This is a genomic window from Bradyrhizobium sp. SZCCHNRI3052, assembly GCF_032484895.1.
Classification (GTDB): Bacteria; Pseudomonadota; Alphaproteobacteria; order Rhizobiales; family Xanthobacteraceae; genus Bradyrhizobium.
The window spans coordinates 119143-145454 of sequence record NZ_JAUETW010000011.1; the positions used below are offsets into that span (position 1 = coordinate 119143).

Sequence of the window (26312 nt, forward strand, 5' to 3'; positions counted from 1 at the left end):
GCTGCGCGCTCCCCTCCGCAAGTACCGGGCTCGCATCCGACGGAAACGGCGCTGGCAAGCGATAGCCGGACAGAGCCCGGGGAGTTGCCGGATCCGACGCGACCGTCCTGCAGCGAGCGCTGCTTGAAACACCCTCGAAGCTGAAGTAGCTGTTGTTGTAGAGACATCAACGTCATCCAGACGTTTCCCCGATCGATGGGGCTGGGACTGCATGGTGAGGCAACGGACAAGAGCTGCGGCCGCATGCGGTGCCGTGCTGTTCACGGTGGTTTTCCTGTCGTCGCGCGCGCAGGCGCAGTCTGACGGCGCGGCAGGCCGGGAGCCGGCGACGGTCAAGCTTTCCGCAACGCAACAGAAGCAGATCGGACTCCAGACCGCCGTCCTGGCGGCGGAATCCCATCCCGAACAGTTTCGCGCCTACGGCACGGTGCTGGACGTCGCCAGGCTGACCGACCTGACCAACAACTACGCCAATGCCCAGGCGCAGCTGCAGACGGCACAAGCGAAACTCGACGTCGCAAGACTCGCATTCGAGCGCGCCCGCGACCTCGTGCAGTCGGCGGCGATGCCGCGGAAGGATGCGGAGGCGGCGGAGGGCACGTTCCGGACCGATCAAGCCAGCTTGGCTGCCGCCGAATCGCAAGTGAAGACCCTGATGGCGACGGCGCGGCAGGAATGGGGCGCGGTCATCGGAAAGGGCATCATCGAGCGTTCGCCGCAGGTCGTGCAATTGATCGAACGCGAGCAGCTCCTTGTGCAGGTCACGCTGCCGCCCGGCGTGACTCTGGCCGGGCCGCCGCGCGGCGCGCTGGCGCAGGCGCCCACCCGCAGCGCCAACATCGATCTGCGCTATCTGTCGGCTGCGCCGCGAACCGATCCGCGCATCCAGGGCGTGAGCTATTACTTCGTTGCCGCCGGCGACAGCGGGCTGCTGCCGGGGATGAACACCACCGCCTACGTGCCCTCGGGCAAGTCGTTCGACGGCGTCTTCGTCGAGGACACCGCGATCGTGCAATGGCAGGGCCGCTCTTGGGTCTATTTGCGCGCCGGTCCCGAAATCTTCAAGCGCCACCCGATCCGCACCGACCAGCCGGTGTCCGACGACGACTATGTCGTGCAGGACATTCCGTCGGGCTCCGAGATCGTCCTGCGCGGCGCGCAGGTGCTGTTGTCGGAGGAGGCCAAGAGCGAGCTGCGCGGCGGCGGCGACGATGATTGACGGCGTTCGCGGCGCCGCGACCGGCCCCCAGGCGGCGCTGATCTCGTTTGCCATCCGCTTCCGCGGCATCGTGCTGGGGGTGGCCTGCACCGTTCTCGGCTACGGCATCTTCTCGCTAGGCAGCGCCAATTACGCGGTGTTTCCCGAATTCGCGCCGCCGCAGGTCTCGATCCAGACCGAGGCCCCCGGGCTCAGTCCGGAACAGGTCGAGGTGCTGGTCACGCAGCCGATCGAAACCGCGATCAACGGTCTCGCGGGCGTCGAGAGCATGAGGTCGTCGTCGATCCAGGGCCTGTCGGTCATCTCGGTCATTTTCCAGCCCGGCACCGAGGTGTTCCGGGCGCGGCAATTGGTGACCGAGCGGCTCGCGGTCGTCGCCAGCAGCCTGCCACAGGGCGTGCGGGCGCCATCGATGACGCCGCTGGTGCCGGCGGCCGGCACCGTGCTGGCGATCGGGCTGACCTCCGAGCAGCGCTCGCTGATGGATCTGCGCACGATTGCCGATTGGACCGTGAGCCGGCGGCTGCTGGCCGTCGCGGGCGTCGCGCAGGTCACGACCTATGGCCGGGACATCCGGTCGCTGCAGGTGCAGGTGCGGTCCGACGACCTTGTCCGCTTCAGCGTCGGTATGAACGACGTCGTCGCCGCCGCGCGCAAGGCCACCGGCGTGCGCGGTGCCGGCTTCGTCGACACCGCCAATCAACGGGTCATCCTGCAGACGCAGGGCCAGTCGCTCACTCCCGAGCAACTGGCGCGGACGGTCCTGCTGCACCAAGGCGGCGCCAGCGTGGTGCTCGGCGACGTCGCGACGGTCGTGAACGCGCCGGAACCGCCGATCGGGGGCGCGCTGATCAACGGCCAGCCCGGCATCATGATGATGATCAGCCAGCAGTTCGGCGCCAACACGCGCACCGTGGCGGCGCGCGTCGAGGCCGCGCTGCGGGATCTGCGCCCGGCGCTCGACAGCGAGAAGGTCAGGCTGCACGCCGATCTGTTTCGTCCGGCGACCTTCATCGACGCGGCGACGCAGAACGTGCTGTACGCGCTGCTGATCGGCGGCGCCCTGGTCATCATCGTGCTGTTGCTGTTCCTCTACGACTGGCGCACCTCCGTCATCAGTTGCACCGCGATCCCGCTGTCGCTGTTCTCGGCCGTGCTGGCCCTGCAGTGGATGGGACAGAGCCTGGACACGATGACCCTCGGCGGCCTCGCCATCGCGATCGGCGAGGTGGTCGATGATGCCGTGATCGGCGTCGAGAACGTGGTGCGCCGGCTGCGCGAGAACCGCGGCCTGCCGTCGCCGCGCAGCGAAGCGCGCGTGGTCTACGATGCCATGCTCGAGGTGCGCAGCGCGGTCGCCTATGCGACTTTCGCCGTGCTCCTGGTGTTCGTGCCGATCCTTGCGCTGCCGGGCCTCGCCGGCCGGCTGTTCGGACCGCTCGGCATCGCCTACATCCTCGCCGTGGTGGCCTCGCTGATCGTCGCGCTGACGGTCACACCGGCGCTGTCGATGCTGCTGCTGGCCGGCCGGAAGCCGCGCGAGGAACGCGAGCCGCCGCTGGTGCGCTGGTCGCGCGGCTCCTACGAGATGCTGTTGCGGCGGCTCGGCCGCTTTCCCAAATCCGTCATGTTGACGGCCGTGCTGGTGACCGCCGGCGGCGCAAGCCTGGTTCCGTTCTTCGGCGGCACCTTCCTGCCCGACCTGAAGGAAGGTCACCTGATCCTCCACGTCTCGACGCTGCCGGGCACCTCGCTCGACGAATCGCTGCGGCTGGGCACGCTGATCGCCGGGGCCCTGCAGGGCGTGCCGGAGGTCCGCAGCGTGGCGCAGCATGCCGGCCGCGCCGAAGCCGGCGTCGATACCGCGGGCACGCATTCGAGCGAGATCGAGGTCGACCTGAAGCCGGGGCTATCAGGCGAACAGCAGGAGCTGGCGCAGCAGCGCATCCGCGCCGCGCTCGCCAACTTCGCCGGCATCAACCTGTCGATCAAGACCTACCTGACCGAGCGCATCGAGGAGACGCTGTCCGGCTTCAACGCCGCCGTGGTCATCAACGTGTTTGGCCCCGATCTCGACGATCTCGAGCGTGCGGCGCGCGACATCGCGCGCGAACTCGGCGAGGTCTGGGGCGCGATCGACATCCAGCAGCAGTCGCCGCCGGGCATGCCGCAGGTGAACGTAACCCTGCGCCCGACCGATCTGCAATCCTGGGGCCTGGACGCGGTCGAGGTGCTGGAATTGATCCGCACCGCCTATCAGGGCGACGTGGTCGGCCAGGCCTATGAAGGCAACGTGGTCTTCAACGTCATCGTCAAGCTCGACCCCGATGCGAGCGCCCGCCCGACCGAGATCGGCAACATGCCGATCCGGACGCCGAGCGGCGCCTACATTCTCCTGAAGCAGGTCGCGGACATCTACGGCACCGCGGGGCGCTACGTCGTGCTTCATCGCAATGGGCAGCGCGTTCAGACCGTCACCGCCAATGTCGCCGAGCGCGATCTCGAATCCTTCGTGGCCGCGGCCAAACGGAAGATCGCCAAGGAGGTCAAGCTGCCGCCGGGCGCGCATGTCGAGTTCACCGGCGCGGCCGAGGCGCAGGCCAAGTCGCGCCGCGACCTCTTGGTGAACTCGCTGCTGGCGACGATCGGCATCGTGCTGCTGCTGTCCTTCGTCACCGGGCACTGGCGCAACCTGGTGCTGGTGCTGATCAACCTGCCGTTCGCCTTCGTCGGCGGCGTCATCGCCGTCGCATTGACCGGCGGCGTGCTGTCGCTGGGCTCGATGGTGGGCTTCGTGACGCTGTTCGGGATCGCGCTGCGCAACTCGATCCTGATGATCTCGCATTACGAGCATCTGGTCGTCATCGAAGGCCGCGCCTGGACTCTGGAGACCGCGATCGCCGGGGCCGCCGACCGCCTGGTACCGATCCTGATGACCTCGCTGGTGACCGGCCTCGGCCTGCTGCCGCTCGCGCTCGGCGCCGGCGAGCCGGGCCGCGAGATCGAGGGACCAATGGCCGTGGTCATCCTGGGCGGACTCCTGACCTCGATGGCCCTCAACCTGCTGGTGCTGCCGACCTTGGCGCTGCGCTTCGGCCGGTTTGCGCGCGGCGTGCACGCCCGCGGAGATGTCGCGGCGAGCTGATCTTGGGCGTGAGACGTCCGCGACGTTCGCCGCACGTGGCTGCTCGACGCGTCACCGTGCGGGCCGGATGAAGGAGATTGACGTCCTACCCTATTCTGCGAGCTCGTCCACTGGACAACTGCAGACCAGCCCGAAGCGGACATTCCGGACATCCGGCTCAAAAGCTGCGGCGAGAGATACTTTGTTTGTCCTATCGAAGCGCTTCCTTTACCAACGTGATCTGCTGTTGCAGATCTCGATCGCCAGCCAGCTTCGATTCAGCCTTGGTCAAGATTTCGCGCAACCGGTTGTGTTGAATATGGGTGAGCTCGCCTCCTGCGCCAAGATAGTTCATCACGCCACCAAAAATGACGCTATAGGGCTGACCGGAGGTGCGATTGCGACGCTCTTCCATCGCGATGGCGTCCGACAATTTTTCGAACGCCTCATCGAAGGAATCCCTTATAGGCTCGCTCGGGGCCATCATGCGGTTGAGCAGAATCTTGCCCAGCGTGGTCAAGGGAAAGGGGTGGTGTTCCACCGCGACTGCATGCCGCGCGTGAGTCACTGCGTCCTCCAAGTACTCTTTCCCTTCGCCGGGATTGCTCGACCTCTGATATCTAGCAAGGTTGAGCAATGCCACCTGCTCCCAGTATCGCGAGTTCCACTCCCATGATGGCTTTACGTCATCATAGAATTTCTCGGCGTTTGATCCCAAGAACTTGCTCACCACGGCATCATAGTCGAAGAGCCGTCCCGAGAGCCGGGGCTCCGGTGCTCGAGCGATGATCGTCTCCCGGTTCACCCAAGGACCCAGCTCTTCGGCCAGGTTGACAAAAGTCGCGAGCATCCGGTCGGGATCTCTACCGGCGAAACGCTCTAGTATCTTGTCGGACAGCGTAGAGTTTTCCGGGATCACGAACTGCTTGCTTTCGTCATAAAAATCCAACGGGAGGGGACTATTTACTTCGAATTGGGCAGCTGCTCCTGCCGAGCCGAAAGCTTTGATCAAAATCTCATAGCGCACGCCACCGTAGAAACAGTGCTGTGCGAGCGCCGCTCCGAGGTATCTGTCGAGCACAGGCCCGCTCACATCTGAGACGATGCTGTCAACGATGCGGTCGAGCGGTCTAAAGTCATTGAGGATACGACAACAAGCGACGGCGATGGGGTCGTTCTCGATCTTCTTAGCGAACTCATCTCGTCTCTTTAGGACGGAATCGTCACCGATCGCCCCCGCATCTGCGTATCGGTCGATCAAGCGGCGCGCCTCGACAATTGACATCGACAGCTTTTCGGTCTGATCGTACTTAATTCCAGCAAGCACCTGCTTCAAGTAGTTCATGCGATAGGTACGCTCGGCGCCAATAAAGACCACATCGGCTTTTTCTAGGCGGTCCAGCAGATCAGGTATTGCCGTCGCTTGTTCGGCGAGGTTGTCGATGACTATGACCACCGGCTCGTCCATCAGATCGAGGACATCCGACGTCGTGCTGGCAATCCGACTTAGAGCAGAACACATCAGTGTCCGGATGCCCCGTTTCGCCAGTTCAAAGGCAATACGACGCAGCACCGTTGATTTTCCAGCTCCTGGTATTTCGGGGAGGATCACCAGTCGAGCAAACAGCAGCGGGTCTGACAACCTCTTCTCGACGTCCACAATGATCTCGGACACGATGCTGCGAGCAATGTCTCGATTGGCCTCAAGGTCGCCCCAACTTGGGAAGTGCCCATACATGAACCGCGAATTTGACGAGGGAGCGGTGACGCCCGGAACCAATTCAAAGTCGGCGCTGAACGACATGGCAACCGATTTGCTAACCCCCGCGGGGATAAGCTGGCGCATCGCTGCAGGAATGAGCTCTGCCGGGGTTGGAGGATTTGGCAAAATAGACTTGCAGTACTCAAAGAAGTCCTTTGAATACCCAACAAAATGCAGAAGACCGTGCTTTTCGCACAACATCGTCGCGATCGGGTCGTCCGCTTCAACCAGGATCGATGGTCCGCGGTCGTCTCGTGCGCTGTCACCGGTGCGGAGGGCCAAATAGTAGTCCAGATCAACTTCGTCCAATGTGCTGCCGGCGATGATCATGGGCTCCGACAGCATCCGCTGCGTCAGAACTGTCATCCAAGCATTCACCTTGGTCGTCTGGCTTACATATTGATCCCGTGAAAACACATAACCGCGTTCTGGCGCACCAACAAACCCATGGAGATGGATGATAAAGAGTTCTTCGAGGCTCTGGGAATCCGTGTACACGTCATTGAAGTGCCTGACTATCGCTCGCTGGAGAGCGCGTACGTCCCTATACTGGTTCTCCAGCACGTCATCTACGTTCCAAGTAAACACTCGCCGCCATAAGAAGGACGCCATCAGCTTGGCGGTGTCGCCGGGGATCGAGTCGACAAACCGATCTGTAATCAACTCTTTGACCTGCGCAGGCGTAAGCAACTGATAGAGGCGTTGTAGACTGCTCTTCTTCGCGTTTGTGGCTGTAGCGAGTTCGCCAAGAAGTTGATCGCCGCTAGGTAGAGTCCCTTTGGCGTTTTTCGAGTCCATGCTGAAGCCAGCGCCCAGCAGAAGGTTGTACTGTCCTGCGCGCAATGACGATAAAAAAGCAGCTTCTTGCTTTCCGGTAATGTCCTTGAATGGCATCGATTGCCCCCGATGGCGAGGCCAGTTACTACGGTAGTTGATTTTACCAAGATCAGAACGAAGGGAACACCGAAATCTACTCTCGTCAGGTCCGCAATTCGCCCTTCTCGGACCTTCCGTCGGCCTGCTGGGCTTGAGCGGATATGCTTGTCGAGACTCGTGCGGGCCCGGAGCCAGGCGCGCACGACCGACAAGTCAACCTCTGATGCGATGCGCCCAAAATCTGATTTTACTCACCGCCTCAAGCACATCACCCTTGTCCAGTCCTCCCACGGAAAATATTCTACTTTCGTTTTTCAGAAAAGCATGATTGACTATGAGCATCCCGTCCCGCCATGAGGGGCGCTTCGCGATCGTCACGAGACGTGGGTGCGGGATGCGGTGGGTGCATTGGATCGCAGCGCGAGCAATCGTGCGGACGAACGAGCCCGATGCGCCGGCGAAATCGTAGGGTCCTGGCCTCCCGGTGCTGAGGCCAAGCGGACGGTGACGATGATCCGTTCGTGACGGGGGCAAGACAGCCGGTCCCCGGGGAGAGGACGTATAAGCCGCCCAACCATCGCGCGGGGAATGCCGGGATGTCTCGGCTGAACCTATGGTACCTGCCGCCTGCATTTTTTTCGCAGGCGGGCCATGGGGGCGGCCAGCTCCCGGCATTCCCTGCGCCCTCTTCGTCGATGAGGGCGAAACGACCCGCACAACTCGGACGCACGGAGCGCCGCGAGGCCGAATGACTGCGTTCCAAGAAGCACTCATCGCAGATGTCGGCGCCCGCAGCGTCGAGGCGGCGGAGAGACGATGGACATCCCGCATGACAGCGCGCACAGACGCTGGGACTGTCGATCATTGGCCCGGTGGATTTCGGCGCCGAGTTGCCTCAGGCGTTCAGCCGGTCGATGTGGACCTTGCCGGCCTTCATCACCAGCGGAATGTGATCGCCCTGGCCGAGCAGGCAGGAGACGTCGCGCAGCGGATTGCCCTCGACCACGAGCAGGTCGGCGAAGGCGCCGGGCGCGATGCGGCCGAGCTTGCCTTCCATGCCGAGCACCTCGGCGCCGATCACGGTCGCGCTGGCGATCACCTCGCGGGCGCCGAGGATCTCGGCGCGGATCCGGAATTCATCGCTCTGCAGGCGCTGGGACGGTCCCAGGAGATCGCTGCCGAAGCCCATCTTGACGCCGGCGTCGCGGTAGATGCCGAGCGAGCGCAGGCCGGCATCGCGCACATCGGCGATCTTGGCGACGCTCTCCGGCGGCAGGCCATACTGCGCGCCCTCATTGGCGAGCGCCTCATAGGTGACGAGCGTCGGGATGACATAGACGCCCTTCTCGGCCATCAGCCGCGCGGTCGGAAGGTCGACCAGATTGCCATGCTCGATGGTGCGGACACCGCAACGGACGGCGCGGGCGATGGCTTCCGCCGTGTAGGCATGCGCCAGGACGTAGGTCTGCCGCGCGCGAGCCTCGGCGACGATGGCGCGGATCTCGTCCTCCGAGTAGCCGAACGCACCGACGGGATCGGTCGGCGAGGCCACGCCGCCGGACGCCATGATCTTGATCTGGTCGGCGCCCATCTGGAGCTCCTCGCGCACCGCCTTGCGCACCGCGTCAACGCCATCGGCCACCCGGGCCAGCGCGCCGACGCGCACGCAGCAGGGACAAGGGGCGTTGTCGGAAAGGAAATCCGTCCGCGCCCGCATGTCGCCATGGCCGCCGGTCTGGCTGAGCGCCCGGCCGGAGACGAACAGCCGCGGGCCCTCGGTGAGTCCGGTGTCGACGGCCTGCTTCAGCGGATAGCCGGCGCCGCCGGCGTCACGCACCGTGGTAAATCCCCGCCGCAGCATGCCCTTGAGCAGCAGCGCCGAGCGCAGGGTCACCAGCACGTTCGGCATCTGCGCTTGCTGGGCAAGATTGAGCTCGACCGCGATCGCATGGACGTGCAGGTCGATCAGCCCCGGCATCAGCGTCTTGCCTTGGAGATCGATGGCCTGGTCGACGCTGGTCTGCAACGGCTTGTCAGACACCTCCTTGATCAGATGGTCCTCGACCAGCACGTGATGGCCTTCGCGCAGCTCCGGCTGCAGCGGGTCGAGCAGAGCGGCATTCTTGAACAGGATGGTCGACATCAAGGTGTCCTCGATCGGAGCGAAGCGTGCGTCAGCGGGCGGAGCGGGCCGACGATGACGGTGTTCTCCCCTATCCTGTCCTGCGGCCTCGAGCCAGCCCGGGGCGGAATACCTGTCTTCTCAGCCGATCGACATCAGGCTGGCATTGCCGCCGGCGGCTGCGGTGTTGGTGGAGAGACTGACCTCGGTGACGAGCCGGTCGAGATCGTAGCAGCCGTCGCTGGCGCGCGGCGTGACGAGCGGGACGATCGGCCCGGGGCGCGCGGCAAGGTCGCGGCCGAGCGCGATCAATTCATCCGCCTCGCCGTCGGAAAGCACGGCCTGCAGATCGCCGAGAGCCCGCCAGCTGTCGACGATCCGCAGGCGGCCGCGCAGCCGGCTGGTGAGCGGTCCCAACACGGCACAAGCAGGGCTGGCGCGTTCGACGAACGCGTCGTTTCCGGTCATCAGGATGACGCCGATCTGGACCAGCAACGCCTGCTCGCTTCGCGCCAGTGCAGCGACGACGCCGCGCGCGGTGATGCGATAGATGTTCTGTTCGCCGACGGGTCCTGGCAACTCGATCTCGAGCCCGGCCCGCACCTGGGGCCCATGCGCCTCGCACGCCAGCGCCGCCTCGGCGTGTCCGCTGGCGCGCAACCCGTCGAGATAAGAGCGCAAGACCGCGTCAGACTGCGACGCCATGAGCCGCTGGCGCGGCGGCATCGCGAACAGCCGGCGCAGATACAGCGGACCGCCGGCCTTCGGCCCGGTCCCCGACAGGCCGGAGCCGCCGAATGGCTGCACGCCGACGACCGCGCCGATCACGTTGCGGTTGACGTAGATGTTGCCGGCGGCGCTGCGGCCCGACGCCCGCGCGATCGTCTCCGTGATCCGCGAGTGGATGCCGAAGGTCAGGCCATAGCCGGTGAGGTTGATCGCGTCGATGAGGTCAGCGAGCTGCTCGCGACGGTAGCGCAGGACGTGGAGGACGGGGCCGAACACCTCGCGCTCGACATCGAAGATGCTGGCGATCTCGATGATGGTCGGCGCAACGAAAGTGCCGTGCGCCGCCTGCGGCGGCAGCGGCAGCTCGTCCACCGCATGACCGCGGGCGCGCATCGACGCGACATGAGCGGAGATGGTGTCGCGTGCCTCGTCGGAAATCACCGGCCCGACGTCGACGGACAGCAGGCTCGGATCGCCGAGCTCGAGCTCGGCCATCGCGCCGCGCAGCATCGACAGGATGCGGTCGGCGACGTCCGCCTGCAGGCAGAGGATGCGCAGCGCCGAACAGCGCTGGCCAGCGGAGTCGAAGGCGGAAGCGATGACATCGCCGACAACCTGCTCGGCGAGCGCCGAGGAATCCACGATCAGCGCGTTCTGGCCGCCGGTCTCGGCGATCAGCGGCACGGGCTGTCCATGGACGGTGAGGCGCCCGGCAAGCTGTTTCTGGATCAGCCGCGCGACGTCGGTCGATCCCGTGAACATCACGGCCTGGACCCGGGCGTCGGCCACCAGCGCCGCGCCGACGCGGCCGTCGCCGGGCAGCAATTGCAGGACATCCGCCGGCACGCCCGCCTCGTGGATGATGCGAACCGCTTCGGCGGCGATCAGCGGCGTTTCCTCGGCAGGTTTCGCCAGCACCGGATTGCCGGCCGCGAGTGCGGCCGCGATCTGGCCGGTGAAGATCGCGAGCGGAAAATTCCACGGGCTGATGCAGACCACGGGGCCGAGCGAGCCGGGACTATCGCCCTCGGAGAGACGTTCGATCTCGCCCGCATAATAGCGCAGGAAATCGACGGCTTCGCGCACCTCGCCGACAGCGTTCGCAAAGGTCTTGCCGGCCTCGCGGACGATCAAGCCGATGAGGACGAGGCGACGCGCCTCCATCGCCTCGGCCGCAGCGCGCAGCCATGCGGCGCGCGCGCGGGGGCTGGTCGCGGCCCAGGCCGGCGCGGCATTCGCGGCACGTGACAGCGCCGCCTCGATCTCGGCAGGCGCGGCATCCCTGACCGCGCCGACGACGTCACGGCGGTCGGCGGGATTGCGAATGCGGCGCGCGCCTTCGCTGCCCGTCGCTCCCGACGGCGCGGCCTTCCAATCGAGGCTCGCGCTCGTGACCAGGCCTTCGCCGAGACGCGCCAGCGCGCGCTGATCGGAGAGATCGAATCCGGCCGAGTTCACGCGGCCCGGGCCGAACAGCGCGGGCGGGCGCCTGATCTTGTCGTGGGGGGCACCGGGCCGTTCCGACGCGCGAACGATGGCGACGGGATCCGCAATCAGATCTTCGACGGAGACGGCGGGATCGGCGATGCGATTGACGAAGGAGGTGTTGGCGCCGTTCTCCAGCAGCCGCCGCACCAGATAGGCCAGCAGCGTCTCGTGCGAGCCGACCGGCGCGTAGATGCGGCACGGCCGGCCGAGCCGTGCGGGTCCGACAACCTCCTCGTAGAGCGGCTCGCCCATGCCGTGCAGGCACTGGAATTCGTACTGGCCGCGCGCGTAGGTGGGGCCGGCCATCTCCACGATCGATGCCAGCGTCCCCGCATTATGCGTCGCGAACTGCGGGAACACGGCGTCGGGCGCGCCCAGCAGTTTGCGGGCGCAGGCGAGGTACGACACGTCGGTATGGTGCTTGCGCGTGAAGACCGGAAAGTCCTCCAGACCATCGACCTGGGCGCGCTTGATCTCGCTGTCCCAATAGGCGCCCTTGACGAGGCGCACCATCAGCCGGCGCCGCGAGCGCCGCGCGAGGTCGATGAGCCAATCGACGACGAAGGCGCAGCGCTTCTGATAGGCCTGGATGACGAAGCCGATGCCGTTCCAGCCGGCGAGATCCGGATCGAGGCAGAGCGCCTCGAGCAGATCGAGGGACAGGTCGAGACGGTCGGCTTCCTCGGCGTCGATGTTGAGGCCGATGTCGTATCGCCGCGCGAGCAGCACCAGCCGCTTCAGCCGCGGCAGCAGCTCGTCCATGACGCGGTCGCGCTTGATGCTGACATAGCGCGGATGCAGCGCCGAGAGCTTGATCGAGATGCCCGGCCCGTCGTAGATGCCGGCACCGGCCGCATGCCGCCCGATCGCATGGATCGCCGCCTCGTAGGCGGCGAAGTAGCGCTCGGCGTCTTCCGCCGTCGTCGCCGCCTCCCCGAGCATGTCATAGGAGTAGCGGAAGCCCTGCGCTTCCCATGGACGGCCGTTCGACAGCGCCGCGTCGATGGTCTGACCGGCCACGAACTGCTCGCCCATCAGGCGCATGGCGAGCGTCACGCCGCTGCGGATGATCGGCTCGCCGCCGCGGGCGATGAGCCGCGTCAGCGCCGAGGCCAGGCTGTCCTCGCTGGCCGCGGCCGTCAGCGTGCCGGTGACGATGAGGCCCCAGGTCGCGGCGTTCACCAGCAGCGACGGGCTGTGCCCGATATGGGCGCGCCAATCGCCGGTCGCGATCTTGTCGCGGATCAGCGCATCGCGCGTCGCGGTGTCCGGAATCCGCAGCAGCGCCTCGGCCAGGCACATCAGGGCCACGCCCTCCTGACTCGACAGCGAATATTCGTGGATCAGTCCCTCGACGCCGCCGGATTGCGCCTTGCCGCGCAGACGCAGGACCAGATCCCGCGCCAGACCGGCCGCTCGTGCCGACGATGCCTCCGGGAGCGCGCCGAGATCGAGCAGCGGCGCGATGCACTCCGGCTCGGCGCGGCGATAGGCCGAGGTGATCGCAGCGCGCAGCCCGCTCTGGCGCTGGACCTGGGCATCGAACGCGGCGAACGGTCGTGGCGGCGACTGCGACATGACCCGTCTCCTCTGAAGCGATCCCCGTCACTCGCCATGGCTGCGCGGCGTTGGCGCACGTCGCGAGCGACGGATTGCGCTACCGCCCGATCAACTGATCGGCGTAGTAGCCGATGGTCTTGCGGTAGATCACCGCCCTGTTCCACTCGCGCATCGCCTCGAAATTGGCCGAGCCCTCGTCATAGGGCGCGCCCATCTTGAAGCCGTTGCTGTGCAGCAGGTTGGCGGTCGAGGCCAGCACGTCGGCGGTGGAGTGGCGCAGGTCGACGCGGCCGTCGCCGTCGAAGTCGACGCCGTATTTGATGTAGGACGACGGCAGGAACTGGGTCTGGCCGATCTCGCCGGCGAAGGCGCCGACGAGGTCGCGCAAGGTGAGATCGCCGCGCTGCACGATCTTCAGCGCCGCCAGCAATTCGCCCTGGAACAGCTCGGTGCGGCGGCAGTCATGCGCCAAGGTCGCAAGCGTGCGGATCACCGGCAGCTTGCCCATGTCGCCCTTGCCGAAATCGGTCTCGAGTCCCCAGATCGCGACCAGGATCTGGCGCGGCACGCCATATTGCTGCTCGATGCGCGACAGCAGCGCGGCGTGCCGCTGCAGCATCGCGCGCCCGCCATTGATGCGGCCGGCGCCGACGCGGGTCGAGACGTACTGCTCGAAGCTCTTGTTGAAGGTGTAGCGCTGGCGGCGGTCGAAGGCGAGCACGGCCGGATCGAGCGTCACGCCCGACAGCGCCTGGCTGATCGTGCCGCCCGAGACGCCGGCGCTCTGCGCCTCCGCCGAGACGCCCGCGATGAAGGTATTGAAGTCGCCGCCGCAGCGCGCGGCCAAAGCGGGAGAGGCAAAGGAGAGGATCGCGACGGCAACAAGGAAGCGGACAACGGACATGAGGAGAAAGGTCCCTGCATGAGAGCATGATGACGGCAGTCCGGCGGCGGACGCCGTCACAATGCCTGATTTGGCGGTACCAGGCCAGCCGGCGGGCGATAGCCACCGAACCGCACCCCATCGTCATCTTTTTTTGAACGGTCGGCGCGCTCGTCGCCACTCATGCAGGGCGTGCCTCGTCCGACGTCGCGCCGTTTTCGCGCGCCGATCCAAGCGCGCGTTCTGAAAACCACGAGCGTTGGCACCACTTTTCGGGAGAGGTCCCCATGACGATGATGTTCCGGCTCGGCACACTGGCGCAGCTCACCTTGGTCGCGGCCCTGATGTGTCACGGCCTGGCGCCCGCGGCCGCTCAGCCGGGCGATGTGGCGGGCGCAAAGGATTACCCCGGGATCGGCCGCTTCGCCGGCAGCGTGATCACCGGCTATGTCGCCAAGGATTTCGATGCGGTGCGGCTGCAGGCGGCGCCGTTCAACGCGGACAAGGCGACCGACGAGCGACGCCTGGAGGGTCGCGTCGTCAGAATCGCCTATCGCACCGCGCCGGGTCCCTCGATCCTCGAAGTGTCGCGCAATTTCGAAAACCAGCTCGCCAAGGCCGGCTTCGAGAAGCTCCTCGCCTGCGACACCGATGCCTGCGGCGGCATTCCCTTCACCGAGGCGATCGACCTGCTGCCGGTTCCGCAGATGTGGGCCGATGGCTTCGACTACCGCTATTTTGCCGGCCGCAAGGAGGCCGGCGGCCGCGAGACCTTTGCCAGCGTGCTGGTCAGCCAGAACAACCAGCAGATCTACGCCCAGCTCACCGTTGCCGAGCTCGGCGCGATGGAGAACAAGATGGTGAGCGCCGCCGAGATGGCGAAGGGCCTCGGCGACAAGGGCCACATCGCCCTCTACGGCATCTATTTCGACACCGACAAGGCGACGATGAAGCCGGAGAGCCGGCCGACACTGGAGCAGATCGCGCAGTTGCTCGCCGGCCAGCCGCAGCTCAGCGTCTTCATCGTCGGCCATACCGACAACCAAGGCAGCTACGACTACAATCTCGATCTGTCACGGCGGCGCGCCGAGGCGGTCGCCGCCGAGCTTTCGCGCAGCTATCGCATCGCGCCAGCGCGGCTGCGCACCGCGGGCGTCGGCCTGCTCGCGCCGGTCGGCAGCAATGCCACCGATGCGGGCCGCGCGCTGAACCGCCGCGTCGAACTGGTGGCGCCCTGAGGCGCTGCGCCGGCGCGGCCGCTTGATCCTCGTCAACACCGTGCCATCATGACGCCCTAAGCTCCGCGGCCGAAATGGAGATCGCCATGATCGGGATTACGCTGTCGACCGACCAGATCCGCTCGGCGCCGCCGGAGGTGCGGCGTTGGATCGAGCATCAGGTGCTGTCGGGTCTCGGGCTCGGCCCGGAGGCGCCGCTGACGCCTACCCTCCCCGCCCAGAGCGCGCATCTCGTCGCCTGCAGCGTCGAGGATGCGGCCAAGGTCCTGGCGCAGATCCAGAGCGCGCTGCCCGCGGTGAACGTATTCTTCGAGTTCGGCCGGCCGGGCATCGCGATGGGCCAGCCGCCGATCATGATGTTCCGCCTGATCGACATCCTGCATCACACGCGGCTGCAGAACATCGGCCAGGTGATGGCCTCGCTGGAGATGATCAACAAGGCGCTGGTCGAGGTGAGGCACGATCCCTCGGTGCGCTTCTGCGGCTTCGACAATGAAGGCCACTGCCTGATCGCACCGGAGACGCAACGCGCGATCGCCAGCGTCTGGCAGAGCGTGATCGCCAGGCAGCACGGGGTGGCCGAGGGCGAGGCGGCGTGAGGCCGCGGCTCCGGTTCAATGAGGCGTCATCCGGAGCGCGCGGGGGCCCGGAATGACGGAGCGAGACGTGCCGCGGGCGCCTCGTGCGCGCGAGGTCCGCGGACAAGAGAGGGCCGCCGGGACACTCCCGCCTCCTGTCCCAAATCGGCGCGCCGCACGCGGCGCAGCCATGCCCGCCCCGAGCGGCTCCGGCCTTGAGCCGGTCGCGGACGGTGCTACGATATCGTTGTCGTTCACGATCCCTCGGGAGATCGCCGATGCAGCACAATCAGCGCCAGCGCCGATTGCTCCAGATCCCTCTGTTCCGCCTGCTCGCGATCAATCTCGCGCTCGGCCTCGGCATGGCCGTGGTGCTGGTCGGCGGATTGCTGCTGCTCGATCCCTGGGGCCTGCGTCACCTGATCTTCGCCGACCACTCGCCCGTCGTCGCCATCGGTCTCTTGCTCGGCTCGTTCTTCGTCACCTTCGGCTCGACCGCGATGGGCACCGCGATCATGGCGCTCGGCCGCGGTGATGATGACGACGGCCCGCACGGCGGCACGCGGGTGCATGCGCGGGTGAAGGTGCGGAGGCGGTAGAGGCGAGCTGTTACCACGCGCTCGGTGCGCTCCCCTCCCCGCAAGGGGGAGGGGAGTCGACCGCGCAAGCGGCCGAAGCCTTGGCTCAAGCGGCAGCTCTCGCTCACCAATGCCCCTTCCGCTTGTTCCAGGCGAACAGCACATCGGCAAACCGGTCATAGCCGAACCGCGTCAGCGGCCGCACCAGGCGGTTGCCGAACAGCGTCGCCAGCCAGCCCTCGCCCGGCGTGAGCTTCCACAGCAGCAGCGCCACGTCGGCGCCGGCGATCAGCTCGCCGTCCTCGTCGGTCGCGTGCAGGCGGCGGCGGACCGCGTCGACATCGGCGCCGAATGCGGCCAGCGCGTCGGGCTGCTCGTTGATGTCCTTGAACGCGACCCGGCCCGACTTGACCAGCGCCAGCAGCTTGTTGCGCTGCCAGTCGATGCCGGCGTCGCAGACCGGGCAGCGCGTGTTGTACCAGATGGTGAGTTGGGGCATCGACATGGGCTGCATTCGCGGCGGGGTGAGACGTCCACGATGAACGCACTTTCATCCGGCAAAATCGAGGTGTTTCGGGACCCCGCCGGCCGGTCCGTGATCGCTCCGGCCGCCCTGCCGATTCGGCGAAAACCATATGACGAAAAAGTCAAATTCGGGCAGCGGATAAGCATTTTCTGGCATTGACCGGACCGGTCCCGCCGCCGTAAAGCGCCATCCATGGCGAAAAAACCCGGCTCCAATCCCAAAGGCGAATTCGCCTTCTTCAACGTGACCTACGAGGACGGCTCGCAGCGCTCCAACCGGCGCGTCCCGGCCGAGCTGCTCGGCGGCCTCGACGGCGACGAGCCCGCGCGCGGCTTCATCATGGAGCAGGACCGCGAGATCGCCGAAAAATCCGGCCGCCCGCCGCTTCAGATCAAGTCGCTCGAGCGCGTTGGGGCGAAGAAGAAGTAGGCCGGCCGAGCTGCCGTAGGGTGGGCAAAGCGACCGCCGCCAGGCGGCCGCGTGCCCACGATCAACTGCGTACCACGAACGACGTCATCATGGGTTACGCGTCATGGCCGGGCTTGTCCCGGCCATCCGCGTCGTTGACGTCGCAATGACGTGGATGGGCGGGCCTTCGCCGCGACGAAGCGGCTTCAGCCGCGCAGGCGGGACAAGCCCGCGCATGACGCGGAGATATCTCGACCACATCAGACCGTCACGCCGCCTCTCGCTCCGGCTCGACGGCGGCCGACCTCACCGCCCTGCCCTGCTCCATCGCCCTCGGCCGGTTGATCAGGCTGACCAGCGTGTAGCTGATGATCAGCAGCAGAAACCACGAGCCGAGCTTGGCCGGCGACACCATGGCCCAGCCATGGGCCTGCTGCGGATAGAGCCAGATCCGGGTGAAGGTGCCGACGTTCTCCGACAGCCAGATGAACAGCGACACCAGGACGAGCCCGAGCAGCAGCGGCATCGACCGGTGCACGCGCCAGACCTTGAAGTGGACCGTGGCCGGCGCGAACAGTAGAGCGGCGCAGCCGAACAGCACGAGCCTTAGATCGATCCCATAATGGTCGGTGAAGAAGTTGAGGTAGATGGCCGCGCTCAAGCCGATCAGCCAACGCCGTGACGGGTGGCCCGTGAAGCGGAAATCGAACAGCCGCCAGACCCGGCAGAGATAGCTGCCGATGCAGGAATACATGAAGCCCGAGAACAGCGGCACGCCGCCGAGCCGGATCAGGCTCGGCTCGGGATAGATCCACGAGCCGGTCGCGGTTTTGAACAGCTCCATGGCGGTGCCGACGAGGTGATAGATCAGGATGATCTTCGCCTCCTCGAATGTCTCCAGACGGGCGGCGAGCAATGCGGCCTGGACGGCGAGCATGCAGAGGAAGAGGAAATCGTAGCGCGCGAGCGGCGCGTTCGCCGGATAGAACCGCCACGTCAGCAGCATCAGCACCACCGCGATGCCGCCAAACAAGCAGGCCCAGCCCTGCTTCACGCCGAAGCGGAGGAATTCGTAGAGGCCCCCAGTCCAGGGCGTCTCCGCCGCGCGGGCTGCGAGCCGAGCTTCGGCGGCAATGAAGGGGCGCAGCGGCGCCCAGATCGCGGCAGAGCTGGCGGGCGCGTGGAAAGCAGATGATGAGACTTCGTCGTGCTGCATGGAAGGCCGGATCGGTGAGGACACCGATGACTAGCAGCCGCGTGTCATGCCGCGTCAGCGTAAAGTTCCGTCTCTTCCCGCCGCAGCGCGGACACGTGCGGACGTGCGAAGGCTGACTTTTCTGCAGCGACAATCCAACGCACGGCTCCGCGGCGACGATGAAAGTGGCTCAGCCCGGTGCCGTAGGGTGGGCAACGCGACGCCGATAGACGGCGCGTGCCCACCATCAAGTGCGGCGCCCGTGATCGGTGGGCACGGCGCACGCAGCGACGGCGCAAGTCGACACAGCAAGCCTCGCCTTTGCCCACCCTACTATTGCTACACATGATATGGTTCGCAGAGGTTGTTCGCGGTGCATGATCCCAACGATGGGCGAGAACATCTATATACGAGTGCGCTGGCTTCACGACTTTCAGGATGAGCCAGTTGACTTGTGGAGCGAGCTCGATCGGGAGCGCTTTGAAACGCGCAAGCTCGAAATATTTCGCGATGGCACGGTGGGATTCGCAAGCGCCACCGAAGCAACCGACGGCACGCGACTCGGCTCGATCCCCGTTCCTCCGCTGGACGAAATCGCGAGAGATCCCGAGTTTGTACCCGAAGAGATTTCGCAGGAGGCTTTCGAGCGTCGTTGGAATGCACGGCATTCGCGCAGGTAACTCCAAACATGGCCGCGCATTACACAACCCCGCCTGCTTTCGCTCGTCCGGGCGCAAACGAAAACAGCGGACCGATCGGCCCGCCGTTGATGTCTCGATGGATTGCCGGGTCAAGCCCGGCAATGACGACCAATCGGTGGCCGAATTAGTTATCCAAGAAGCTCCGCAGCTTCCGCGACCGGCTCGGATGCTTCAGCTTCCGCAGCGCCTTTGCCTCGATCTGACGAATGCGCTCTCTGGTCACCGAGAACTGCTGGCCGACTTCTTCCAGCGTGTGGTCGGTGTTCATGCCGATGCCGAAGCGCATGCGCAGCACACGCTCTTCGCGCGGGGTGAGCGAGGCGAGCACGCGGGTCGTCGTCTCGCGCAGGTTGGACTGGATGGCGGCGTCGATCGGCAGGATCGCGTTCTTGTCCTCGATGAAGTCGCCGAGATGTGAATCCTCTTCGTCACCCACCGGCGTTTCGAGCGACAGCGGCTCCTTGGCGATCTTCAGGACCTTGCGCACCTTCTCCAGCGGCATGCCGAGCTTTTCGGCGAGCTCCTCCGGGGTCGGCTCGCGGCCGATCTCGTTCAGCATCTGGCGCGAGGTGCGGACGATCTTGTTGATCGTCTCGATCATGTGCACGGGGATGCGGATGGTGCGGGCCTGGTCGGCGATCGAGCGGGTGATCGCCTGCCGGATCCACCAGGTGGCGTAGGTCGAGAACTTGTAGCCGCGGCGGTACTCGAACTTGTCGACCGCCTTCATCAGGCCGATGTTGCCTTCCTGGATCAGGTCGAGGAACTGCAGGCCGCGGTTGGTGTACTTCTTGGCGATCGAGATCACGAGACGGAGGTTGGCTTCCACCATCTCCTTCTTGGCCTGACGGGCTTCGCGCTCGCCCTTCTGCACCGAGTGCACGATCTTGCGGAACTCGCCGATCTCCAGACCGGTGAGCGCGGCCATGGCCTGCACCTCCTGGCGCAGGTCCTTGATGCGGTCCTTCTCGTAATGGACGAAGTTCTTCCAGCCTTTGGCGGAGAGCTTGGACACGCGGTTGAGCCAGCGCGGATCGAGCTCCGAGCCCTGGTAGTTGCGCAGGAAGTCCTCGCGCGCGACGCCGTGGGAGTCGGCAAGCCGCATCAGCCGGCTCTCGAACGAGACCAGCTTCTTGTTGATGTCGTAGAGCTGCTCGACGAGGCTGTCGATGCGGGCCTGGTTGAGGCGCAGCGACTTCACCTCGACGATGATCTCGTCCTTGAGCTTCTTGTACTTGCGCTCCTGCGAGGGCGACAGCGACTCGCTCTGCAGCTGGTTGGCGATGTCCTGCTCCTGCAGGCGGCGCAGCTTCTTGTACTCGGACGCGATCTTGTCGAACGTCTCGACCACCTTCGGCTTCAGCTCGGCTTCGATGGCGGCGAGCGACATCTGGTTCTCGAACTCGTCGTCGTCCATGTCGGCTTCGGCCGCCGCCTCGCCGGGATCCTTCTCCTCGGCGGGCGCGCCGTTCGGCGCGGCGCGGAACGGCGTCGGCTGCTGCGGGGCGGCCGGCGGCGCGACCGCGGCCTGGACCTCGCCGCCCTCGGCCGCAGCGCCCTCGCCATTCACCGGCGCGGCGATCTGCGGATTCATGCCGCCCTTGGCCTCAGGGCCGGCATAGGTGGCTTCGAGATCTATGATGTCGCGAAGGAAGATCTTGCCTTCGTTGAGCTCGTCGCGCCAGATGATGATGGCCTGGAACGTCAGCGGGCTTTCGCAGAGGCCCGCGATCATCGCCTCGCGGCCGGCCTCGATGCGCTTGGCGATGGCGATTTCACCCTCGCGCGACAGCAGCTCGACGGTGCCCATCTCGCGCAGATACATGCGCACGGGATCGTCGGTGCGCTCGCCGGGCTCCGACTTCTTGACCTCGGTGACGGCCTTCTGGGTGATCTCGACAAGCTCGTTGTCGGTCTCGTCCTCGCCGTCGTCCTTCTCGTCGGACTCGTCGGCCTCCTCGGCCTCGGTCACGTTGATGCCCATGTCGGAGAGCATCGACATGATGTCTTCGATCTGTTCCGGCGAGGTAGTGTCGGAAGGCAGGACCTCGTTGAGCTGATCAAAGGTCACGAAGCCGCGCTTCTTGGCCTGCTTGATCATCTTCTTGACGGCGGCGTCCGACAGGTCGAGCAACGGCGACGGCGCATCGGCGGCGTCCTTCTCGGGAGCGTCCGCGGCCTTGTCGTCCTTTTCCTTGTCCTTCACCTGCAGCGTCTTTGCCTTCGTGGCCATTCATTGCTCCCGAAACGCGCCCGCTCCGCCCGTGGCATCGTAGCCCTTGGCATCGCGGCGCCCGCCTGCTCTACTCAAACTGTTCTCGACGCGGAAAGGGCGGCGCACTTTTAACGTCGCCACCCCCTGAAGCCCGTCGCTCGTTTCGTCCTACGCTGGTGTCGTCCCGTTTTCGGACCGGCGCGCGTTTCTTGCAAAAGCGATACCGGTTTTGCAATCGAATCCGGCGCCCGACATGCAGGCGCGGTGTCCGACAGCGAAACCAACCCATCTGCCGCAGAAAATGCCCCGGACCTCTTAAACTTCGATTAACCCTGTTTTTGCAGCCAAACCATGGATTTGGCGAGTCTTTTCGCGCGGACCTGATACCGCGCGGGCGGACCGGGCCGAAATGTGCTCAACTGGCGACAGGGCGCCGGGCGTCCCGTCTACACGCTGCGGTTGGTGCGTCCGGACAGTTCCCCGAAGCCTTCGATCAGCGCCTCGGTGCCGTCCATCTCGGCCATCCTGGCCTTCACGTCCCTCAACCAGCCCATGTTCGGCTCGCTCGGCTCCTCGCCCAGCGCCAGCTCGGCATCCTTCAATTCCCTAAGTAAGGAGTGCCATTGCCGATGCAAGGCAACCAGCTGATGCCAGGTCGCAAGAACGTCATCGCGCGCCGCGCCCGACTTGGTCGCCCACACCGCCGCCGTCGTGATCGCGCGCTCAACCCGTTGAAGAAGCTCGGAAAAGCCTGCCTTCTCCAGATCGGCCCGCATCTTCTCGGCCTGCTCGTCCGGATCCGGCGAATGGTGATGGTCGTGGGCGAAGGCGGCGATGATGGCGGCGCGGAGCTTGTGCGCCTCGGGATGGGCCAGTTCCAGCGCGGCGACCTCCTCCAAGTGGTCGTGCAGGAGCCAGGGGTGGTTGATCAGGCACTGCAGGATCAGGGCCTCCCGGCGCGAGATCGCCGAGCGCTGGCCGCGCATGATCGGGCTCATGGCGAGCTGCGGGCTGGCCGCCTGGTAGGGGCCGCGGGCCATGGCCTGGCCTGTGGATGGCGGTCCGCCGCGGCGACCGCCTCCTGTGGATAACCGCCCAGGCTGTCCGGAACCGGGACTGCGGGGAGCAAAACGCCGTCCTGATTCGGCACCGAAGCCGCGGCCAAACCCCCGGCCGCCGTCCGGGGCGAACGCCCGGTACAGCCGGTCGCCGAGATCCTGCTTGTAGTAGCGCCGTACCACCTCGTCGGCGATGCCGCCGGTGAGCTGGCCGATCCGCGCCTCCAGCGCGGCACGGCGCTCCGGGGTGTTGAAGCTGCCGCCCTCGATCTCGCGCGACCAGATCACCTCGGCGAGGGGTTTTGCGATTTTGAGCACCTCCTCGACCGCGCCGCGACCGCCGGAGCGGACGAGGTCGTCGGGATCCTGTCCCTCGGGCAAGAGCGCGAAGCGCAGGCTCTTGCCAGGCTTGAGATGCGGCAAAGCAAGGTCCGCGGCCCGATAGGCCGCCTTTTGGCCGGCGCGGTCGCCATCGAAACACAGGATCGGCTCGTCGACCATCTTCCAGATCAGCGAAAGTTGGCTCTCGGTCAGCGCGGTGCCGAGCGGCGCCACGGCGCCGGCAAAGCCGGCCGCGACCAGCGCAATGACGTCGACATAGCCCTCGACCACGATCATCGGCGCGCCGTTATGGGCGGCCTGACGGGCGCTGGCGAGATTGTAGAGGTTGTCGCCCTTGTGGAAGAGCGGCGTCTCCGGCGAGTTCAGGTATTTCGCCGGCACGTCCTTCTGCAGCGCGCGACCGCCGAAGGCGATGACGCGTCCGCGGAGATCGGTGATCGGGAACATCACGCGGTCGCGGAAGCGGTCATACGGCACGGGAATGTCGTCGCCACCGACCAGCAATCCCGCCTCGACCATGTCGGCCACCGGGATGCCCTGGGCGCCGAGATATTCCTTCAAGCCGAACCGATCCGGCGGCGCGTAGCCAAGCCGGAATTGGAGCTGCGTCTGCGGCAGGATCGCGCGATCGGCAAGATAGCCGCGGGCGCGCGCGCCATGACGGGACGCCAGCGTGTCAGAAAAGAACTTCGCCGCCAGCTCCATCACGTCGTACAGCGTCTTGCGCTGCCGCTCCTGGCGCGCCGCGTCGGGCGTGACCGCGGGCAGCGCCAGGCCGGCGATTCCCGCGAGCCGCTCCACGGCTTCGGGGAAGCTGCAGCCCTCGGTCTCCATCACGAAGTCGAAGATGTTGCCGTGCTTGCCGGACGAGAAGTCGTGATAAAAACCCTTCTGGTCGTTGACGTAGAAGGACGGCGTCTTCTCCTGCTGGAACGGCGACAGCCCCTTCCACTCGCGCCCGGCCTTCTTGAGCTTCACGCGCTTGCCGACGACGTCCGAGACCGGAAGCCGGGCGCGCAGCTCATCGAGAAATTCCGGCGTGAAGCGGGCCATGAGCGGGCTGGTGGTCCTGTGGTGGTGGCCTAGGCATATAGGCACCCGTGTACGAAATGTGAACTTCCTCCGGCTTGTCCGGGCTATTCACAGGCACGGCCCTCTCCTCTCGTCATTCCGGGGCGCCCGCAGGGCGAGCCCGGAATCCATAACCACGACCAGTCGTGAGGCGGGACGGCCGCGCCACTGCGTGTCCTCGCACCGTTCGTGGTTATGGATTCCGGGCCCATCGCTGCGCGATGTCCCGGAATGACGGCGCGGAGAGACTTAGGGCGCCAAAAACCGTCCCGAGGCGATGCGGGCGGCCTCGTCCACGGGCCAGTTGTACACGTAGGTCCAGGCCTCGCGGGCCGCGCCGTCGGCCAGCGTCACGGCGAGGCACCGGCGCAGATATTCGGTCGGCGCGGCGAAGCCTTCGCCGCAGGCCTCGTACATGTCGAACTCGCGCAGCATCGGCTCCGGCTGGTGCAGCCGGAACAGCTCGCCATGGACGAGATCGGCCGCGTCATCGGACGGCACCAGGCCGGGATAATGCTGGATGCGGTACAACTGGCCGCGGCAGCTTGCCTCGGCGACGAAATCGGCATTGGCCGACAACAGCCGCGCCATCGGATGGTCGAAGCCGCGCATCAGCGTGCCGTAGACGAACAGGAGATCGGTGGTCATGGCCCGTCTATAGCGGCGATCGCCGATGATGCGAAGCGGCGGCCGGCCGCGCCTTTCTCTGCTCAGGCGGCCGCGATCTCATCGCTGACGACGTGGAATTTGGTCAGGGTCATCAGGCCGAACGAGGTCGACAGCGCGACGTCGGCGGCGTCCCGTCCGGTCGCCATCAGGATGCGACCGATGCGCGGCACGTTGTGGCGGGCATCGAACGTGTACCACCGGCCCGAGAGATAGACCTCGAACCAGCCCGAGAAATCCATCGGGACCGGGTCCGGCGGCACGCCGATGTCGCCGAGATAACCGGTGCAATAGCGAGCCGGAATGCCCATGCAGCGGCAGAAGGTCAGCGCGAGGTGGGCGAAGTCGCGGCAGACGCCGGCGCGCTGCTGATAGACGTCGTGCGCCGACTTCATGGCGTGGGCGTGCTCATAGCCGAACGTGACGTGGCCGTGCACGAAGTCGCAGATCGCCTGCACGCGCGCCCATCCCGCCGGCGCGCTGCCGAACAACGACCAGGCGACCTCGGCCAGCTTGTCGGTCTCGCAATAGCGGCTCGGCATCAGATACAGCAGAAGCTCATCGGGCAGCTGCTCGATCGACAGTTGCTGGGCGCCGGGATCGATCGCGTCCGGCCGCCCGCTGTCGCGGACGATGGCGCTGCCGTGGAAGGTGACCCCGCCGGCCGGCGCCACCAGCCGTCCACAGAGATTGCCGAAGCTGTCGTTGTAGAATTTGATCGGCACCTTGGGCTCGGTCGTGATCGTCTCGGTGCCGACGATGTCGGGAAAGCGCGACGGATGGATCGACAGCATGATCACCATCGGCGTTGCCGCCGGAGCCGCATAGGCGATCTCAAATCCAACCTTGATCAGCATGAAGGCTCCTTCGCCCCGTTCGGGCGGCACGATGCGCCAGCCTCATCCAGCCCGGACCGTAGGCCCATTGCGAACTTCTGTCTTGTGAATGATCGCCAGAATCAGCATCGTTTGGGCGACCATCATGATGTCCGCCGGCCCAATCCTCATCCGTCTGCCCAATCCGAGATCGGTCTGCCGCTTCATGAAGCAACGAGAGGCAGCATGACCGTGTCCGGCACGAGCAACACTCATCGACTCCTTCAGCCAGACGAAGTTCCACCCGTGCTCGAGCGCAACGCCGATGGGGCGTCGGCCTTGTTCTTCACGTGCGATCACTATGGCCGCCTGCTGCCGCGCGCACTCGGCGATCTCGGCCTGCCCGAAAGCGAACTGGAGCGGCACATCGCCTGGGACATCGGCATCGCCGGCGTCGCGGAGGCCGTATCGCGGGCGCTCGATGCGCATCTGATCGCGCAGCGCTATTCGCGGCTGGTGATCGACTGCAACCGCTCGCCGAAGGCGCCGAACGCGATTCCGATGATCAGCGAGCGCACCACGATCCCCGGCAATGAGGGCCTGACGCATGAGGACGCCGAGCTCCGGCGCCGCGCGATCTTCGATCCCTATCACGACCGCATCACCGAAGTGCTCGATGCGCGCAAGGCCGCGGGGCGGCCGACCATCCTCGTCTCGCTGCACAGCTTCACGCCGGTCTATGCGGGCATCGCGCGGCCCTGGCACATTGGCACGCTGTATCAGCACGACCGTGTGCTGCCGCCGCTGCTGTTGAGGGCGTTGCGGGCCGAGCCCGATCTCGTGGTGGGCGACAATCAGCCCTATGCGGTCGGCGACGGCACCGACTACACCATCCCCGTGCATGGCGAGGCGCGCGGGCTGATCAATTCCGGCATCGAGATTCGTCAGAACGAAATCGCCGAGCCCGAGGGCCAGCAGCGCTGGGCCGAGCGGCTGGTCCGCGTTCTCGGCGAGATCGAGGTCGAGCTGCGCAGCAAGGGTCTCGCTTAGATCATGATGCGATTCCACGGAATCGCATCATGATCTCATCTCTTTGTTTGAGCATGATCTCCGCGCAAACGCCTTCGGCGTTTGTCGCGAGGGAAAACCGGCTTCCAC

18 protein-coding genes are annotated in these 26312 nt (G+C 65.9%); 8 read left to right on the forward strand and 10 right to left on the reverse strand.

What is annotated here, in order from left to right:
• Nucleotides 1–211 precede the first annotated feature (211 nt).
• Both QW887_RS26020 and QW887_RS26025 read left to right on the forward strand, forming a co-directional pair.
• Nucleotides 212–1219: an efflux RND transporter periplasmic adaptor subunit gene (locus QW887_RS26020; protein ID WP_316195316.1), complete on the forward strand. Its 1008-nt coding sequence runs from the start codon at nucleotides 212–214 to the stop codon at nucleotides 1217–1219.
• Complete coding sequence (locus tag QW887_RS26025; RefSeq protein WP_316195318.1) at nucleotides 1212–4364, forward strand: efflux RND transporter permease subunit; 3153 nt, start codon at nucleotides 1212–1214, stop codon at nucleotides 4362–4364. Before QW887_RS26020 ends, QW887_RS26025 begins: the two co-directional genes overlap by 8 nt.
• A 190-nt stretch (nucleotides 4365–4554) precedes the next feature.
• Here QW887_RS26025 and QW887_RS26030 read toward each other — a convergent pair whose 3' ends face one another.
• The 4 genes from QW887_RS26030 to QW887_RS26045 all read right to left on the reverse strand — a co-directional run bounded on the left by QW887_RS26030 (nucleotide 4555) and on the right by QW887_RS26045 (nucleotide 13784).
• Nucleotides 4555–6999: an SIR2 family protein gene (locus QW887_RS26030; RefSeq protein ID WP_316195321.1), complete on the reverse strand. Its 2445-nt coding sequence runs from the start codon at nucleotides 6997–6999 to the stop codon at nucleotides 4555–4557.
• Between the two features lie 877 nt (nucleotides 7000–7876).
• Nucleotides 7877–9124 (reverse strand): amidohydrolase family protein, encoded by a 1248-nt coding sequence (locus tag QW887_RS26035; protein ID WP_316195323.1) that lies wholly within the window; start codon nucleotides 9122–9124, stop codon nucleotides 7877–7879.
• Nucleotides 9125–9244: 120 nt separating this feature from the next.
• On the reverse strand, nucleotides 9245–12898 hold the full coding sequence (gene putA, locus QW887_RS26040; protein ID WP_316195324.1) for a trifunctional transcriptional regulator/proline dehydrogenase/L-glutamate gamma-semialdehyde dehydrogenase: 3654 nt from the start codon (nucleotides 12896–12898) through the stop codon (nucleotides 9245–9247).
• Between the two features lie 79 nt (nucleotides 12899–12977).
• Nucleotides 12978–13784 (reverse strand): lytic murein transglycosylase, encoded by an 807-nt coding sequence (locus QW887_RS26045; RefSeq protein WP_315716478.1) that lies wholly within the window; start codon nucleotides 13782–13784, stop codon nucleotides 12978–12980.
• A 272-nt stretch (nucleotides 13785–14056) separates the two neighbouring features.
• On the opposite strand from QW887_RS26045, the gene QW887_RS26050 reads away from it, so the two are divergent.
• The 3 genes from QW887_RS26050 (at nucleotide 14057) to QW887_RS26060 (ending at nucleotide 16178) form a co-directional block, all read left to right on the forward strand.
• Nucleotides 14057–15001 carry an OmpA family protein gene (locus QW887_RS26050; RefSeq protein WP_316195377.1) on the forward strand — a complete coding sequence of 315 codons (945 nt, stop codon included), beginning with the start codon at nucleotides 14057–14059 and terminating at the stop codon, nucleotides 14999–15001.
• A gap of 86 nt (nucleotides 15002–15087) precedes the next feature.
• On the forward strand, nucleotides 15088–15600 hold the full coding sequence (locus tag QW887_RS26055; protein ID WP_315716476.1) for a hypothetical protein: 513 nt from the start codon (nucleotides 15088–15090) through the stop codon (nucleotides 15598–15600).
• A gap of 257 nt (nucleotides 15601–15857) precedes the next feature.
• A complete protein-coding gene (locus QW887_RS26060; protein ID WP_315716475.1) occupies nucleotides 15858–16178 on the forward strand; it encodes a hypothetical protein in 321 nt (106 codons plus the stop codon).
• Nucleotides 16179–16281: 103 nt separating this feature from the next.
• Here the strand turns inward: QW887_RS26060 and QW887_RS26065 are convergent, their stop codons facing one another.
• Entirely contained in the window at nucleotides 16282–16656 is a 375-nt protein-coding gene (locus tag QW887_RS26065) for a thiol-disulfide oxidoreductase DCC family protein (RefSeq protein ID WP_316166937.1), read from the reverse strand.
• Nucleotides 16657–16875: 219 nt separating this feature from the next.
• Here QW887_RS26065 and QW887_RS26070 point away from each other — a divergent pair, with 219 nt between their 5' ends.
• On the forward strand, nucleotides 16876–17112 hold the full coding sequence (locus QW887_RS26070; RefSeq protein ID WP_315716474.1) for a hypothetical protein: 237 nt from the start codon (nucleotides 16876–16878) through the stop codon (nucleotides 17110–17112).
• 247 nt (nucleotides 17113–17359) lie between these two features.
• Here QW887_RS26070 and QW887_RS26075 read toward each other — a convergent pair whose 3' ends face one another.
• Nucleotides 17360–18307: a DUF817 domain-containing protein gene (locus QW887_RS26075; RefSeq protein WP_316195326.1), complete on the reverse strand. Its 948-nt coding sequence runs from the start codon at nucleotides 18305–18307 to the stop codon at nucleotides 17360–17362.
• Nucleotides 18308–18675: 368 nt separating this feature from the next.
• On the opposite strand from QW887_RS26075, the gene QW887_RS26080 reads away from it, so the two are divergent.
• Nucleotides 18676–18966, forward strand: coding sequence for a DUF6881 domain-containing protein (locus QW887_RS26080; protein ID WP_316166917.1), 291 nt, complete (start codon nucleotides 18676–18678; stop codon nucleotides 18964–18966).
• A gap of 145 nt (nucleotides 18967–19111) precedes the next feature.
• Here the strand turns inward: QW887_RS26080 and rpoD are convergent, their stop codons facing one another.
• The 4 genes from rpoD to QW887_RS26100 form a co-directional block, all read right to left on the reverse strand.
• Nucleotides 19112–21220 (reverse strand): RNA polymerase sigma factor RpoD, encoded by a 2109-nt coding sequence (rpoD, locus tag QW887_RS26085; protein WP_315717492.1) that lies wholly within the window; start codon nucleotides 21218–21220, stop codon nucleotides 19112–19114.
• Between the two features lie 428 nt (nucleotides 21221–21648).
• On the reverse strand, nucleotides 21649–23655 hold the full coding sequence (gene dnaG / locus QW887_RS26090; RefSeq protein ID WP_316195328.1) for a DNA primase: 2007 nt from the start codon (nucleotides 23653–23655) through the stop codon (nucleotides 21649–21651).
• A gap of 267 nt (nucleotides 23656–23922) precedes the next feature.
• Entirely contained in the window at nucleotides 23923–24321 is a 399-nt protein-coding gene (locus QW887_RS26095) for a gamma-glutamylcyclotransferase family protein (RefSeq protein WP_316195330.1), read from the reverse strand.
• Nucleotides 24322–24383: 62 nt separating this feature from the next.
• Entirely contained in the window at nucleotides 24384–25196 is an 813-nt protein-coding gene (locus tag QW887_RS26100) for a transglutaminase family protein (protein ID WP_315810604.1), read from the reverse strand.
• Nucleotides 25197–25400: 204 nt separating this feature from the next.
• Between QW887_RS26100 and QW887_RS26105 the strand changes: the two genes are divergently transcribed.
• Nucleotides 25401–26204, forward strand: coding sequence for an N-formylglutamate amidohydrolase (locus QW887_RS26105; RefSeq protein WP_316195331.1), 804 nt, complete (start codon nucleotides 25401–25403; stop codon nucleotides 26202–26204).
• The last annotated feature ends 108 nt before the right edge of the window (nucleotides 26205–26312 follow it).

Excerpts from the sequence above, each read along its gene's own strand:
- QW887_RS26020 (WP_316195316.1), top strand. The coding sequence starts at position 212 with ATGGTGAGGCAACGGACAAGAGCTGCGGCCGCATGCGGTGCCGTGCTG.
- QW887_RS26025 (WP_316195318.1), top strand. The coding sequence starts at position 1,212 with ATGATTGACGGCGTTCGCGGCGCCGCGACCGGCCCCCAGGCGGCGCTG.
- QW887_RS26030 (WP_316195321.1), bottom strand. The coding sequence starts at position 6,999 with ATGCCATTCAAGGACATTACCGGAAAGCAAGAAGCTGCTTTTTTATCG.
- QW887_RS26035 (WP_316195323.1), bottom strand. The coding sequence starts at position 9,124 with ATGTCGACCATCCTGTTCAAGAATGCCGCTCTGCTCGACCCGCTGCAG.
- putA (WP_316195324.1), bottom strand. The coding sequence starts at position 12,898 with ATGTCGCAGTCGCCGCCACGACCGTTCGCCGCGTTCGATGCCCAGGTC.
- QW887_RS26045 (WP_315716478.1), bottom strand. The coding sequence starts at position 13,784 with ATGTCCGTTGTCCGCTTCCTTGTTGCCGTCGCGATCCTCTCCTTTGCC.
- QW887_RS26050 (WP_316195377.1), top strand. The coding sequence starts at position 14,057 with ATGATGTTCCGGCTCGGCACACTGGCGCAGCTCACCTTGGTCGCGGCC.
- QW887_RS26055 (WP_315716476.1), top strand. The coding sequence starts at position 15,088 with ATGATCGGGATTACGCTGTCGACCGACCAGATCCGCTCGGCGCCGCCG.
- QW887_RS26060 (WP_315716475.1), top strand. The coding sequence starts at position 15,858 with ATGCAGCACAATCAGCGCCAGCGCCGATTGCTCCAGATCCCTCTGTTC.
- QW887_RS26065 (WP_316166937.1), bottom strand. The coding sequence starts at position 16,656 with ATGCCCCAACTCACCATCTGGTACAACACGCGCTGCCCGGTCTGCGAC.
- QW887_RS26070 (WP_315716474.1), top strand. The coding sequence starts at position 16,876 with ATGGCGAAAAAACCCGGCTCCAATCCCAAAGGCGAATTCGCCTTCTTC.
- QW887_RS26075 (WP_316195326.1), bottom strand. The coding sequence starts at position 18,307 with ATGCAGCACGACGAAGTCTCATCATCTGCTTTCCACGCGCCCGCCAGC.
- QW887_RS26080 (WP_316166917.1), top strand. The coding sequence starts at position 18,676 with ATGGGCGAGAACATCTATATACGAGTGCGCTGGCTTCACGACTTTCAG.
- rpoD (WP_315717492.1), bottom strand. The coding sequence starts at position 21,220 with ATGGCCACGAAGGCAAAGACGCTGCAGGTGAAGGACAAGGAAAAGGAC.
- dnaG (WP_316195328.1), bottom strand. The coding sequence starts at position 23,655 with ATGGCCCGCTTCACGCCGGAATTTCTCGATGAGCTGCGCGCCCGGCTT.
- QW887_RS26095 (WP_316195330.1), bottom strand. The coding sequence starts at position 24,321 with ATGACCACCGATCTCCTGTTCGTCTACGGCACGCTGATGCGCGGCTTC.
- QW887_RS26100 (WP_315810604.1), bottom strand. The coding sequence starts at position 25,196 with ATGCTGATCAAGGTTGGATTTGAGATCGCCTATGCGGCTCCGGCGGCA.
- QW887_RS26105 (WP_316195331.1), top strand. The coding sequence starts at position 25,401 with ATGACCGTGTCCGGCACGAGCAACACTCATCGACTCCTTCAGCCAGAC.